At 69.0% G+C, this 13,696-nt stretch carries 11 protein-coding genes; 4 read left to right on the top strand and 7 right to left on the bottom strand.

Annotated elements, in window-relative coordinates:
- Positions 1-20 precede the first annotated feature (20 nt).
- Positions 21-1,313 (bottom strand): aminotransferase class I/II-fold pyridoxal phosphate-dependent enzyme, encoded by a 1,293-nt coding sequence (locus F4X11_20570; protein MYN67390.1) that lies wholly within the window; start codon positions 1,311-1,313, stop codon positions 21-23.
- Between the two features lie 125 nt (positions 1,314-1,438).
- On the opposite strand from F4X11_20570, the gene bioB reads away from it, so the two are divergent.
- Entirely contained in the window at positions 1,439-2,401 is a 963-nt protein-coding gene (gene bioB, locus F4X11_20565) for a biotin synthase BioB (protein ID MYN67389.1), read from the top strand.
- Positions 2,402-2,449: 48 nt separating this feature from the next.
- On the opposite strand, the gene bioD is transcribed toward bioB, so the two are convergent.
- The 5 genes from bioD to F4X11_20540 form a co-directional block, all read right to left on the bottom strand.
- A complete protein-coding gene (gene bioD / locus F4X11_20560; GenBank protein ID MYN67388.1) occupies positions 2,450-3,169 on the bottom strand; it encodes a dethiobiotin synthase in 720 nt (239 codons plus the stop codon).
- Positions 3,166-4,542 (bottom strand): adenosylmethionine--8-amino-7-oxononanoate transaminase, encoded by a 1,377-nt coding sequence (gene bioA, locus F4X11_20555; GenBank protein ID MYN67387.1) that lies wholly within the window; start codon positions 4,540-4,542, stop codon positions 3,166-3,168. The genes bioD and bioA overlap by 4 nt, the downstream gene beginning before the upstream one ends.
- The gene (bioF, locus tag F4X11_20550) at positions 4,539-5,738 is read right to left on the bottom strand and encodes an 8-amino-7-oxononanoate synthase (GenBank protein MYN67386.1); all 1,200 of its coding nucleotides are present in this window, start codon (positions 5,736-5,738) and stop codon (positions 4,539-4,541) included. Before bioF ends, bioA begins: the two co-directional genes overlap by 4 nt.
- A gap of 115 nt (positions 5,739-5,853) precedes the next feature.
- Positions 5,854-8,799, bottom strand: a complete 2,946-nt coding sequence (locus F4X11_20545; GenBank protein MYN67385.1) for a hypothetical protein — start codon at positions 8,797-8,799, stop codon at positions 5,854-5,856.
- Positions 8,800-8,853: 54 nt separating this feature from the next.
- The gene (locus F4X11_20540; protein MYN67384.1) at positions 8,854-10,017 is read right to left on the bottom strand and encodes a hypothetical protein; all 1,164 of its coding nucleotides are present in this window, start codon (positions 10,015-10,017) and stop codon (positions 8,854-8,856) included.
- Between the two features lie 236 nt (positions 10,018-10,253).
- On the opposite strand from F4X11_20540, the gene F4X11_20535 reads away from it, so the two are divergent.
- The 3 genes from F4X11_20535 (at position 10,254) to F4X11_20525 (ending at position 12,345) form a co-directional block, all read left to right on the top strand.
- A complete protein-coding gene (locus F4X11_20535) occupies positions 10,254-10,532 on the top strand; it encodes a rhodanese-like domain-containing protein (GenBank protein MYN67383.1) in 279 nt (92 codons plus the stop codon).
- A gap of 267 nt (positions 10,533-10,799) precedes the next feature.
- On the top strand, positions 10,800-12,002 hold the full coding sequence (locus tag F4X11_20530) for an alpha/beta hydrolase (GenBank protein MYN67382.1): 1,203 nt from the start codon (positions 10,800-10,802) through the stop codon (positions 12,000-12,002).
- A gap of 139 nt (positions 12,003-12,141) precedes the next feature.
- Entirely contained in the window at positions 12,142-12,345 is a 204-nt protein-coding gene (locus tag F4X11_20525) for a transporter suffix domain-containing protein (protein MYN67381.1), read from the top strand.
- Between the two features lie 68 nt (positions 12,346-12,413).
- Here F4X11_20525 and F4X11_20520 read toward each other — a convergent pair whose 3' ends face one another.
- Positions 12,414-13,043: a hypothetical protein gene (locus F4X11_20520; protein MYN67380.1), complete on the bottom strand. Its 630-nt coding sequence runs from the start codon at positions 13,041-13,043 to the stop codon at positions 12,414-12,416.
- Positions 13,044-13,696 lie beyond the last annotated feature (653 nt).

The raw sequence follows: 13,696 nt of genomic DNA, 5'->3' as shown, positions 1-13,696 counted from the left end.
TGCTCTGCGCGATCCGGCCGTCAGGCGTGGACCGCGCCCTGCTGGAGTTGCCGCCGCGCCGCGGCCAGCGCCACCGCGGTGACGAACACCGGCATGGCCTGGTCGATCTCGTCGAGCGACGGGTAGGTCGGCGCGAGTCGGATGTTGGAGTCGCGCGGGTCCCGCCCGTGCGGGAAGGTCGCCCCGGCCGGGGTCAGCTTCACCCCCGCCTCGCCGGCCAGCCTGACGATCTCGGCGGCCAGTCCCTCCGGCGCGTCGACGGAGAGGAAGTACCCGCCGCGCGGCCGGCTCCACGATGCCAGGCCGTCGGCCGCGAGCCCTGCCTGCAGGTGGTGGAGCACCCGCTCGAACTTCGGCCGGACGATGGCCGCCTGCCGCCGCATGTGCGCGCGGATGCCTTCGCCGTCCCGCAGGAAGCGGACGTGGCGGAGCTGGTTGATCTTGTCGGGGCCGATCGTCTGCACCCCGAGGAATCTGCTGAACGACGCGAGGTTGGCGGCCGAGGCCGCCATGAACGCGATGCCCGCTCCCGCGCGGGTGATCTTCGAGGTGGACGCGAACAGGACCACGCTGTCCGCGGTGCCCGCCGCGCGGCAGCGTTCCATCAGGTTCGCCAGCACGGGGGGATCGTCGTCGAAATCGTGCACGGCGTACGCGTTGTCCCACAGGATGCGGAAGTTCGGGCCGGCCCGCCGCGCCAGGTGCGCAAAACGCTCGACCACCTCGTCCGAGTAGACGTCTCCGGTCGGATTCGAGTACTTCGGCACGCACCAGATGCCCTTGATGCGCGGGTCGTCCGCGACGAGCGCTTCGACACGGTCCATGTCGGGCCCGCTGCCGGTGATCGGCACGTTGACCAGCTCGAAGCCGAGGCTCTCGGTGATCGTGAAATGCCGGTCGTAGCCCGGCACGACGCAGAGGAACTTCAGCGGGCCGGGCTCGCGCCGCCAGGCCGTCTCGGGGCCGAGCGGCCCGTTCAGCCAGGCGTGCAGCAGGTACTGGTGCATGAACGTGAGGCTGGCGTTCCCCCCGGCTATGGTCTCCTCCGGCCGCACGCCGAGCAGCTCGGCGCCGAGGCGCCTGGCCTCCGGGATGCCGAGCAGGCCGCCGTAGTTGCGGGCGTCCGTTCCGTCGGCGAGGCGGTAGTCTCCCCGGAGAACGTCCTCCAGGCCGTCCGAGAGCGCCACCTGCTCGCGGCTCGGCTTGCCGCGCGTCAGATCGAACGCGAGACCGGCGCGCTTCAGCGACTCGAACTCCGCGGACAGCGCGCGCTCGCGCGCCGCCAGGGCTTCGTGACTCAGACCGTCGAACATGACCTTCAATTATAGGGCGACCGGCGGGCGGGGCAGACGCGACGGATCTTCGGCGTGAAGGCGACTATAATTCGCAGTCGGTCGGCCGGATGCGGTCGAACGCCCGATCCCTCGTCGCGGCAGCCATGGAAAACGACTCGTTGACCCGGGACCACGTCGCCTCCCTCTATGGCCGCGGGTTGCTCGACCTCGTCCATGAGGCGGCCGGCGTGCACCGGCGCCACCATGATCCGGCGGCCGTGCAGTGCGCGTCACTGCTGAGCGTGAAGACCGGCGGTTGCCCGGAGGACTGCGCGTACTGCCCGCAGTCGGCCCACTACGACGCGGGTGTCGAAGCGACCCGACTGATGAGCGTGTCGGAGGTCGCGACCGCCGCGGCGCGGGCGCGGGCGGGCGGCGCGGACCGCTTCTGTATCGGCGCGGCGTGGCGGCAGGCGACCGACGGCCCGGCGTTCGACCGGGTCATCGCCATGGTCGGCGCGATCAAGGCGCAAGGTCTGGAGAGTTGCGCCACCCTCGGGATGCTCGATCGCGGGCAGGCCGAGCGTCTGCGGGAAGCCGGGCTCGACTACTACAACCACAATCTCGACAGCGGGCGCGACTTCTACGAGTCGATCGTCACCACGCGGAACTACGACGACCGCCTCGAGACGCTGCGCCACGTCCGGGACGCCGGCATCAAGGTCTGCTGCGGCGGCATTCTCGGGATGGGCGAGAGTCACGACGACCGCATCGATCTCCTGTTCGAGCTCGCCCGGCAGCGCCCGCAGCCGGAGAGCGTGCCGATCAACACGCTCGTAGCCGTGGACGGTACGCCGCTCGCCGACCGTCCTCCGGTTCCCTGGGACGACGTCGTGCGGATGATCGCCACAGCTCGGATCCTGATGCCGGGCTCGAAGGTGCGACTCAGTGCAGGACGCTTGCAGATGGCGGAGGTCACCCAGGCTTTCTGCCTCCTGGCCGGAGCGAACTCCATCTTCCTCGGCGACCGTCTCCTGACCACTCCCAACCCCCAGCCGGACGCGGACGCCGCCTTTCTGGAGCGCCTCGGCCTGCACGGAGAAACGCCCGCCGCGGCGCGTGCGTAGCGCCGCCCGGCATGGGCCGCCTGCCGCCAGGGCTGGCGCGCCTCCCGGTTACGCTCCAGTCGGCCGGCGATGCTCGTCTTTGCCGGTGAAGAGCAGGTTCCAGTCGATGGCCGGCGCGACGACCGTGCCCGGGTCCCGTTCGGCGGAGGGTGCCCAGTTGATCGAGCCCAGGCAGGCCACGTCCGTGCAGCGAGCCAGCACGGAGGCATTGGTGGCCGCCGCCTCGTCCGCTGCCGAGGCATGGTTGAGCACGTAGCCTCGCACCGTTAGCTTGCGGGCTGCCGCCGCTTCCAGCGTCAGCAGGGTGTGGTTGATGGCGCCGAGCTTCGAGTCGACGACGACGAGCAGCGGCAGGTCGAGGTCGCGGGCCAGATCGGCCATCGTGTAACGGTCCAGGATGGGGACGAGCAGGCCGCCGGCGCCCTCGACGAGGGTGACGTCGTGGTCCTGCTCCAGAACGCCGAACGCCGCGGCGATCACGGCGGGATCGATGCGCACGTCCTCCAGGCGCGCCGCCGCGTCGGGGGCGAGCGGGGCGTCGAGCCGATAGGGGCAGATGCGTTCGAGGGGGAGGTTGCTGCCGGCCGCCGCCCGCAGCGCGAGGGCGTCGGCCGGCTGCCGGTCGATGGCGCCGCCGCAGCCCGTCTCGATCGGCTTCAGCACGCCGACGCGCCGGCCCCGCGCACGCAGCGCCGCGGCGATGCCGCGCGCGACGAACGTCTTGCCGACCCCGGTATCGGTGCCGGTGATGAAGAGGCCGGCCATCACGTGCCGGTGACCGCGGCTATGGCGTCCCGGACGACGGTCACGAGCCGGTCGATCTCGGCGCCGGTGATCGACAGCGGCGGCATCAGCACGACGACGTCGCCGAGCGGGCGCACGATGACCCCGCGCCGGCGCGCCTCCACCGTCACGCGGGCGCCCATCCGGTCGGCGGGGGGGTAGGGGCGGCGTTCGGCGGGGTCCGCCGCAAGCTCGATGCCGACCATGACCCCGCACTGCCGGACGTCGGCCACCGGCGGCAGCGGCGCCACCTCGTCCGCGAGAAGTCGTTCGAGGCGGGCGATCTTCGGACCGAGCCGGTCCAGCGTCCGGTCGCGGGCGAAGAGGTCGAGGTTGGCGAGGGCGGCCGCGCATCCGAGCGGGTTCCCGGTGTAGGTGTGGCCGTGGTAGAACGTGCGGCCCGCGGCGGGCGGTCCCAGGAACGCGTCGTGGATGCGTTCGGTCGCCAGCGTCGCAGCCAGGGGCAGGTAGCCCCCGGTGATGCCCTTGGCCGCGCAGAGCAGGTCGGGGGCGACGCCGGCCTGCTCGCACGCGAACATCGTGCCCGTGCGTCCGAAGCCGGTGGCCACCTCGTCACAGATGAGGAGCACGCCGGCCTCGGTGGTCGCCTCCCGGAGCGCGCGCAGGTAGTCCGGCGGATGCGGCCACATGCCGGCCGCGCCCTGCATGAGTGGCTCTACGACGACGGCGGCCAGGGCGTCAGCCTCGCGGGCGATGGCGTCGCGGACCTCGGCGATCGCCAGCCGCAGCGCGTCGGCGTGCGAGAGACGGTCGCGCCAGCGCCGCACATGCGGCGGCGTCAGGCGCAGCGCGTCGGCCAGCACCGGCTTGAAGAACCGGTGGAAGGTCTCGGAGTAGCCGACCCCGACCGCCCCCAGCGTATCGCCGTGGTACGCCTGCACGAGCGAGGCGAAGCGGTTCTTCCCGGGCGCCCCCTCCAGGTGCCAGTACTGGAGCGCCATCTTCATGGCGGCCTCCTCGGCCGTCGCCCCGTTGTCGGAGTAGAAGACCCGTGTCAGGCCGGGCGGGGCCAGCTCCACCAGGCGCGCGGCGAGGCGCACCGCCGGCACGTTGGTGAGGCCGAGCAGCGTCGTGTGCGCCACCTGTTCGAGTTGCGCGGTGATGGCGGCGTTCAGCGCCGGGTGGTTGTGGCCGTGGACGTTGCACCAGAGCGACGAGACCCCGTCCAGATAGCGCCGCCCGCCGTCGTCGATCAGCTCGTTGCCGTCGCCGCGCACGATAACCACCGGGTCGTCGTCGAACCACGCCTGCATGGGCGTGAACGGGTGCCAGAGGAAGGCGTGATCCAGGTGCCGCAGCGCCTCATGGGACGATTCGGGTGCGCCGGCGTCGCTCATCGGAGGTGGCCCGTCTCGCGCCCTGCCGCCGCGAAGGCGTCGACCGCCGCGGCCAGGTCGTTCTCCGTGTGCGTCGCCATCGGCGCGACCCGCAGGCGGGCCGTGCCGTCGGGTACCGTGGGCGGGCGGATGGCAGGCACGAGCACGCCGCGCGCCAGCAACGCCTCGCTGAGCCGCACCGCTCGGTCCGCGTGGCCGACGAGGACCGGCAGGATCGGCGACCGGCTGGGCCCGAGCCGGAAACCGATCTCCGTCAGGCGCTCGCGCAGCCACGTAGCGTGCGACCAGACGCGGTCCCTGCGTTCCGGCTCGGCGGCCAGCACCGCGATGGCGGCCCGCGCCGCGGCCACGGCAGCCGGGGGCAGGGCGGTCGTGTAGATGAACGTGCGGGCGGCGTTGATCACCCAGTCGACGAGGGCCGCCGAACCCGCCACGTAGCCCCCCAGCGAGCCGAGCGCCTTGCTCAGCGTGCCGATCTGGACGTCGACCGCGTCCGTCAGGCCGAGCTGGGAGACGAGCCCGCCCCCGCTGCGTCCGAAGACGCCGGTCGCATGCGCCTCGTCCACCACGATCCAGGCGTCGTGGCGCTGCGCGATCGCGACCAGATCGGCCAGCGGCGCCAGATCGCCGTCCATGCCGAAGACCGTCTCGCTGACCATTAGGCGCCGCCGGAAGCTCTCCGCCTCGCGCAGCAGCCGCTCGAGATGGCCGGCGTCGGCGTGCCTGTAGATGCGTACGGCGGCGCGCGAGAGCCGGCAGCCGTCGATGAGACTGGCGTGGTTCAGCTCGTCGCTGAAGATGACGTCTTCCGGTCCGGCCAGTATCGGCAGCACGCCGGTGTTGGCGTGATACCCGGAGGAGAGCACGACGGCCGCCTCGGTCTGCTTCAACGCCGCGATGTCGCGCTCGAGGGCGGCATGCGCGGTCGATGTCCCGACTATCAGCCGCGCCGACCCGGCTCCCGCACCGTGCTCCAGCGCCGCGTCGGCCGCCGCGCGTCTCACCGCCGGGTGTGCCGCGAGCCCCAGGTAGTCGTTCGAGCAGAGCTGGATGACGGAACGCCCGTCGATGGTCACGCGCGGACCGATGCCGCCGTCGAGGGGGTGCAGCCGGCGGCGGATGGCGCGCCGGTCGCGGTCTTCCAGCCCGGCCTGCAGCACGTGGTCGAGTGACGAGCGCTGGGCGGTATCGACCATGCGTCCGCCATCGTACAACACGCCCGGCGATGCACCGTCGGGGCGTGGCAGCGCGTGGCCGGCAAGCGAGGGGGATGCGCGAAGAGGGCGAGCGGGGTGGTGCCGCGGTCGGCCGTCAATAGCGGAACAGGTACTGCAGCTTCGTGAAGAACGCGCGCTGCTGCCGCTGCAGGTCGTGGTTGTAGAACCGCTCCCTGTCCAGGTAGATGCCCTCCTGCAACCGGTCGTCGTAGCCGATGTAGAAGGCCGTGCCTGCGTTGACGCGATAGGTGAACAGGAGGTTGATCCCCACCTTCCCGTTGCCCGTGTTGTGCTCCAGGATGTTCCTCACGAGGAGGCGGTCGGTGAACTGGTAGGTCGTGAACGTGCGCAGGATCTTCACGTCGAAGACCAGCTCGCCGGTGTGCATGTCGGCGAAGCGGGCCGTGTCGAGACGGAACTGCGAATTGAGACGGGAGGTGGGCAGCAGCGTCAGGCTGACGTTGTAGTCGAACATGCGGCCGAGGAACGGGTTCTCGACGAAGCGGATCTGCTCGCCCCAGTCCATGCCGTAGAACAGCGAGAAGCGCCGGCTCGTGTTGATGCCGTTCCGCATCGAGAAGCGGGTCTTGTGGAAGTCGATGCCCTGGAAGCGCTCCATTTCCCGTTGCGCGTCGGCGCGAAAGAAGATGTTGCGCGCGAACCGCAGGCTCATGTCGGCGCGGAAGTCCTCGTCCTGCAGGGTCCCGGCATGGTCGACGTTCCGCCGGTAGCGGAATTCCGGTCCCCAGCTGATCAGCCAGCTCTCGGGCCACCACAGGTACTCGACGTCGGCGTCGAGCTGCTGCATGTCGACGCGGCGGACGAAGCCGGCGTCGGTGCGGAAGTCCGGGTCGATGCTGTTGAAGTCGAGGCTGTAGCTCAGGTGGCGGCTGTCGCGCCGGATCTCGGCGTTGAACATCGGTCCGCTCCCCGCGATGCCGTCGAGGTCGCGGTGCGACGAGGTGACCGCCAGGAACTGCGCGCGGTGGGTCTGGCCCAGCCGGAACCGCCCGTCGACCCCCGCCACCCGGCTGTACGAGTCGAGGAACTCGCGGTCGGTCATGATCGCGCCGATGTACGACTGCGAGTAGAGATCGTAGCGGGCGCGCCCGATGACGAAGTTCGCCGTCTCGCCGAAGCCGTAATCGCTTGCGTCGTCGAGCTTGCCGGGCGCCGCGTCGTTCGCGACGAGCACCCCGAGCGTCGTGTTGCCGGTCTTGCCGGTGAGCTTGGCGCCGATCTGCGGGTCGACGATGGTCTTGGTGTGGACCAGATTCGAACGGCCCGGCGTGCGGAAGATCTCCTGCCCTTCGAGAAAGAACGGCCGCAGCTCGGGGAAGAACAGCGCGTACCGCTGGTTCGTCTCGATCTGCGGGCGGTCCGCCTCGATCTGCGAGAAGTCGGGATTGAGCGTGAAGTCGGCGGTGAGGTTCGACGTGACGCCGTACTTCATGTTGAACCCGAGGTCGGGTTGGGTGTCGTCCTCCACGTAGCCGGTGTCGGTCAGGCGGCCGAGCTGAATGGCGGTCGCGGTCGGGAGAATCTCCAGGTTCCTGCTCACCGACAGGCCGCGCAAGCCGCCCAGCGTGCCCATCTGCGTGAGGACGCCCGCGACGGCCCGCGTCATCGGCGCCCAGACCAGGGTCTCGTCCTTGGTCTGCAGGGTGCGGGTGATCTGGAAGCCCCAGCGGTGCTCGCCGGCGCCGCGGGACGGATAGCGCAGGCTCTTGAAGGGGATCGCCATCTCGGCCGTCCATCCGTCGTGGACGATGGCGCCGCCGGTCTCGAACAGCGCGTCCCAGGACGAATCGCCGCCGCCCCCCGGCGGCCCGCGCATGCTCCGGCCGCCCCGGAGGATGGCGTCCCCCTGGATCCCGTAGGCGTTGACGGAGAAGCGATACGCGCGCTGCTGGTCGAGAAACGGATCGAACATCACCGCGATCCAGTCGTCGCGCCGGAGCTGGTCCCGGTCGGCACGGTTCGCCCGTATCTGGGTCGGGTCGGTGTAGTGTGCGTAGAAGGCGAAGTAGAGGTGGTCGGCGTCGTAGGCGATCCGCACCTCGGTCTGCTCGGTCGGCGCCGCGCCCTCGACCGGGTTGGTCTGGGTGAAGTCGGTGACGAGCACCGCGTCGCGCCAGGCTGCGTCGTCCAGCCGGCCGTCGATGATGGGCGGCTCGGTGGCCCGTTGCGCCTGCACGCTGCGCCGGCCGCCGCCAATCGCGAAGCCGGCTGCCGGTCCGGCCTGCGCCGCTGGCGCGGGCACCGACCCGGATCGTGCCGCATACGCGTCACCCAGCAGCAGCTCACCGCCGGCGCCGCCGCTGCCGTCCGCAGAAACCGTCCCTGGTGAGAGGCCCCGCGGTCCGGCTGACGTCGAGGCGTTGAGTCCGCCGTTCGGGCCGTCTTCGTCGTATCGAGCGTAGCGCCCGGCGCCGTTGCCGTTGCCCGCCTGCAGCGGGACTTCGCCCTCGCCGTTGCCGTTGCCGCTGCCGTTGCTCTCCCGAGCCGCGCCGTCGGAGGCGATCCGGGTTCCGGCTCCCCGGCCGAGCATCCGTCTCACCGCACCGCGAACCTCGCGGGTCAGTCGATCCTGCAATTCGAAGAGGTCGCCCAGTCGTCCGTCGACCTTGAACGCCTCGACCGCCGTCTCGCTCTGGACGTCGATCAGCCGCGCGGTGAGCCGCAGTCGATCGCCGAGCTGCTGGAACGCTCCCGCCAGCACGTAGTCGGCTCCGAGCTCGCGCACCACCTCCAGCAGGACGCGCTCGGCCGAAGCGCCGGAACCCGCGCGGCCCAGGCTGGCGACCGCCCCGTCGACGACCGCGCGGCTGAGCACGTCGATCCCGTCGGCGTCGCGCAGATCCGTGCCGACCGTCTCGGCGATTCCCACACCGATCCAGTTCCGGGACGGCTCGGCGCTGATGTTGGTGAACGGGGCTACGGCGAGGGTCCGCGGTTCCTGAGCCGAAACCGCGGGAGTCATCGCGATGGACGCGACGATGAGTGCGACGCCGATGCGGCGGGTCAGACGGGCTGTCACGCGGCCGGCTGCCATTCTACCAGTCTTCGGAGGGGCAGTTCGGCCTCGTGGAACTCAGAACGGGACCACGACGTCCGTGCCCACCTGCAACCCGGCGAGCTTGACGGCGAGTTCGACCACCTTCCGCTTGTACTCGTTGCTCATGTTCGTCATGACCAGCCAGCCGCCGGGCAATTTCTCGTAGCGGTCCTGGAGATCCGGGCGGTCCGGATAGAGATCTTCCGGTGTCCGGGCAATGTACCGGCGCTTGCGGCCCTGACCGTCAGCATGCCCGGCGCAGCGTTCGAGAAGAGAAGGGTCCGTCCTGGCCAACTCGCGAAGGACGATAACCATCGCGTCCTTCGCGTTCCTGAAGTCGTGCTCCTTGCCGCGAACAGAGAGCCTCTGGGGTCCCGGAGATACCGGTGGATTGGGCGCGGGTAAGGGAGCCTTGCCCGTGCTTGCAGGAGGCCTCGGTGAAGTGGATGCGCCCAGGCTGGCTGGACCTGATGGCGCCAATCCGGAAGAGCGAGCGCGAGTCTGCGCGTCCCCGAGCCGGACGCGGGACGGGGCGGACGCTTGCAGGTTGCCGAGGAACCCCGCGACGTCGCTCGGGTCGGGTTGAAACCCAACCTTCGATTCCACCGTATCGACCAGAATCTCGATGAGGCCGGCGTCTCTCTTGTCCACCAGTTCTTGCCAGGCAACCGGGATGGCGGCCCTTGCCTGCGAACGGCGGTTGAGGTTCCGGTACTCGGTACGCGCGTCCTCGAGAGACTTGCCGGATTCCACGGTCGAGCGGGAGAGATAGCGGCGGAAAGCCTCGGCGGCTTCGCTCGAAGATCGTTCGTACAGGTCGATCTTGTAGACGCGCCGATCTTCGTAGTCTCCCTGCTCGGCCGGGAGGTAAAAACTCCATGTCCTGCCGTCGGTCAGGACGACGAACGGCACGCCGCACTCGAAGGCGTACTGAAGCGCCTGTCGTACGGCGCCCTCGGCCTTGCCCACATGCTTGACCTCGATAAAGATGGCGGGCTTCGAGGGCGGGCTGCACAGCGCGAAGTCGGCTCGTCCGCCGCCGGTCTTGTATTCGGGCCAGACCACACTCGTGTCCCACGTGTTCCAGCCGAGCTCCTGGAGCATCCGGAGGACGATTCCCTGAGAGATCGCCTGCTCGTTCGGAAACTCGTTCTGGCGCAGCCGGACCGTGATGTCGGCAAGTGTCGTGTCGAGAGGCATGCTGCCGCGCGAGCATGATCGACGGGCTACCGGCTCGTCAAGTTTCTGTAGCGGCAAGACGGGAGGATACTGTGGCATGTGCGCCCGGCGGAGTCGGTTCGTTGTCGGCGATGGTCGGTTCGCAGGCGCAGGATCATGCCGGACTGGTGCGAATGCGCCGCATGAGGCATCATTGAGCCGACAGCAGACGGAATTCTGGCAAGCGACTATCGATCTCCAACAGCGAGGTGCCACCGATGAGAACGGAGCGATTCGTGAAACGGGCACTGGTTGCCGCATGGCTTCCGCTGCTTGGCCTGCTGCTGGCCGCGCCGGCAGCCGCGCAGACCGAGCGGCTCGAGGTCGACGAGCTGAAGGCCCAGCTCGACGCCGGCGCCGACGTGCTGCTGATCGACGTCCGCGAGGACTACGAGGTCGAGAGCGGCTCGATTCCCGGCTCGATCCACATTCCGGTGGGTGAGCTCGAAGCCCGCATGCCGGATATTCCTAAGGACATCCGGCTCGTCTTCTTTTGAAACGCCGGTGGGCGGAGCTCCCGGGCTGCGGAGCTCTTCAGATCCAACGGTTACGACGCCGGCGAGTTCTGCGCACTGAACGACTGGAAGGCGAGAGGCTACGAGGTCGACGAGACGGCTCGCCCGGCGGCGGGACCGATTCAGCCGGCGCGGTGATGCGTCGCGCGCGGTGACCTTCACGGCAACGGGGGTCGGGCGGACCCGGCGTCGACCGGCCGACGGGCGCCTGCGACCCGAAGTCGTCGGCGTCAGCAACAGGGGTGAGCCATGTTCGGAACCATGACATCGACACGGCGGGTGGGCGGTGCGGCGGCGGCGATTCTCGGTGCGCTCGCGTTGGCGGTCACGGGGCTCGACGCGGCGGACGACGCGTTCGTCACCGTCGACCGCTTCGTGCCGCACACCTCGACGGTTCCGGCCAACGAGGGCGAGCGGGTCGGCCTCTTCCTGCACGAGAAGCTGAGCCGCGACCTCGCGGACCGGATCGCGGCGGGCGAGCGGCCGGACGGCCGGGTCGTGCTCTTCGTCCACGGCGGGTCGATCCCCTCCGTGCCGGACTACGACCTGCCCTACAAGGACTACTCCTGGATGGAGCATCTCGCGGTGGCCGGGTTCGACACCTTCTCGATGGACCAGACCGGCTACGGCCTGTCGCCGCGTCCGATGATGGACGACCCGTGCAACATGGCGGCCGAGAACCGCGCCATCGTCACGCCCAATCCGCTGGCCGGGGACTGCGAGCCGAGCTACCGGCACGGGCTGGCCACGAGCCAGTCCGACTGGGACGAGATCGGCCGCGTCGTCGACTACATCCGCGAGCTGCGGGGCGTCGACAAGGTCAGCCTGGTCGGCTGGTCCGCCGGCGGTCCGCGTACCGGCGGCTTTGCCGCGCGCCATCCCGACAAGATCGACAAGCTCGTCCTGTTCGCCCCGGGCTACCGGCGGGAGGGGCCGTCGGAGCCCCCGGCGGCCATCCCGGCCGGCGACGTGCCGATGCGGCTCCAGACGCGGGACACGCTGGAGAACGGGCGTTGGCGTTCCACCGTCGCCTGCGACGGCCAGATCGACCCGGGCATTCAGCGGGTCATCTGGCAGACGGTCATGGCCTACGACCAGCGCGGCGCGGTCTGGGGCCCGCCGCACGGCGTGATGCGGGTCCGTACCTCGGCGGGCTCGTGGGGCTGGAACCGCGAGTACGCGGGCAAGGTGCAGGCGCCGACGCTCATCCTGGTCGGCGAGCAGGACCGCCTGCTCGCACCCGACGAGCAGCTCTACGAGGATCTCGCGGGGACGGACGCGAAGGTGCTGGTGACGATGGCCTGCGCGACGCACTTCGCGGTCTGGGAGACGACGCAGTACCGATTCATGCACGCGGCGTCACAAGAGTGGCTCGAGCACGGGACGTTCCGGGGGCACTCGACCGGTCGCTTCTCCGTCGGCCGCAACGGCGCGCAGTCGACTGGGCAGTAGCGGTTGCGGCCCGCGACGGCCGGCCGGCAGACGAGAACGGATCCACTGCTACGTGACACTCTCCGCGTCGCCGTCAGACACGTCCGGGCGCGCTCCGGTTCGTGCTCCACTGCGAGCGAGCCCATGGGCGGTAGTCGGCGTGGTGCTGATGAGCGCGTCGCTCGTCCTCTGGGTCCTCTTGCTCGGCGTGCCGTTCCTGCCGCTTGGTGTCGCGGCGCGCGGCACGGTGGCGACCGCCATGATCGTCGTCGCGGAAGTCATTTTCTGGGGCGGCGCCGCGATGGCCGGTCCGGAGGCGGCCAGACGGATGCGGTCCTGGTGGCGCCGGCCGAAACGGTCCTGACCCGCGACGCCGATGAGTTGTTTACTGTCGCAGCTCGTCCGCGCCCGCGGCGCCACGACGTCGACTCATCACGCGCGTTCCATCTCCAATACCGCGGCCACCCAGGCGCTGTTTCCAGCTTCCCGAATTCTGCGATGCATGGAGGCCTTCACCTTCACGGCCGGTCGTCTGTTCTTGAGATATTCCTCGACGTCACGCTCTACACCGTCCAGTATCTCGACTATGCGGTTCCGCGGGCCGGCATCTCTCCTGTCCTTACACGACGTATAGAAGGCTATCAGCCCGCGCTGGACTCTATTCGAGGGATTCCTCAGTGCGTTGCATATTCTGTAGGAGTCTTGTTTCAGTTGTTTGAAGTTGGTGACCTGCTTCTTCAGCTCGATAACGATTCTCGGATAACCATCGGCCCAATACAACACGATATCGAACTTGCCGCCAAGGCGTGACTCCGGGGATACTCTGCCCTTGCCGATTCCACCCGCATCGCGCAGAGTCTGTCTGGCGTTGGACTCCAGTGTCAAGTAGTATCCACGATCTCTTGTCTTGCAGATTTCCCGGGCTACGTACACTGTCGTCATGTATTCCGGCGCCTCTTGAAGCCAATAGCCGTCCGTCCAGTATTCGTAGTCCTTTTGGGCCCTGGCGATTCCACGGAGTGTCTTGCTGATGACATCATCAATCGGAAGCGGTCCCGGCATGGTCTCTCCTTCGACAATTTCGTCGTCTCGCGCAACGACCGTTGGGCTACGGAGCTTCGCGAGGCGATTCCAGCTCCGGCCACCACGCGGCCAGTCGGCGGTGGATCGCGTTCACGATCGTGCCGGCGGCTCCGGCTTCCGAGAACGCGTGCGCCGGAACTTCCTGCAGCGCGTGGTATGCAATGGATGCTGCGCTGGTTGCGATCTCTCGCCTCACGATGATGGGGTTCGGTTGCACGTCAGAAGCCGCGTCTATATCGAAGATGTAGATCCAGGCATTTACGTCCCTGTCTCTCGTCGCCGGACCTGGCAACGCGTGTGTCCCGTTCGCTTGCGGAACGAGACGAGGCCGGCCGAGGTGAGGTTGCCAACTGTCCCAGACGGCCTGCGGAATCGCCAGCGCTGTGCCGACGGATCGCGGGTGCAGCCCGAGTTGGAACTTGAGCATCATCTGGTAGAACGTGCGCTTGAATACGTTCGCTATGTTCGGTCCTTCGATGCGGTCGGCAAGCCAGCGCTGGTTATTGTGCAAAGCATCGGCGAAATCCGGTCCGTGGAGGCGCAGGGCGTCCTTGAGGTTCTTTACGGCGTGACGGTACGACCCAGTAGTGTCCCAGGAATTACTCCAATAGATTCAATAGGTTACCGGGACC

Source organism: Acidobacteriota bacterium, assembly GCA_009861545.1.
In the GTDB taxonomy this organism is placed as follows: domain Bacteria; phylum Acidobacteriota; class Vicinamibacteria; order Vicinamibacterales; family UBA8438; genus WTFV01.
Note: the sequence above shows the minus strand (reverse complement) of the source record. Positions and strands in the feature narration are given on the sequence as shown.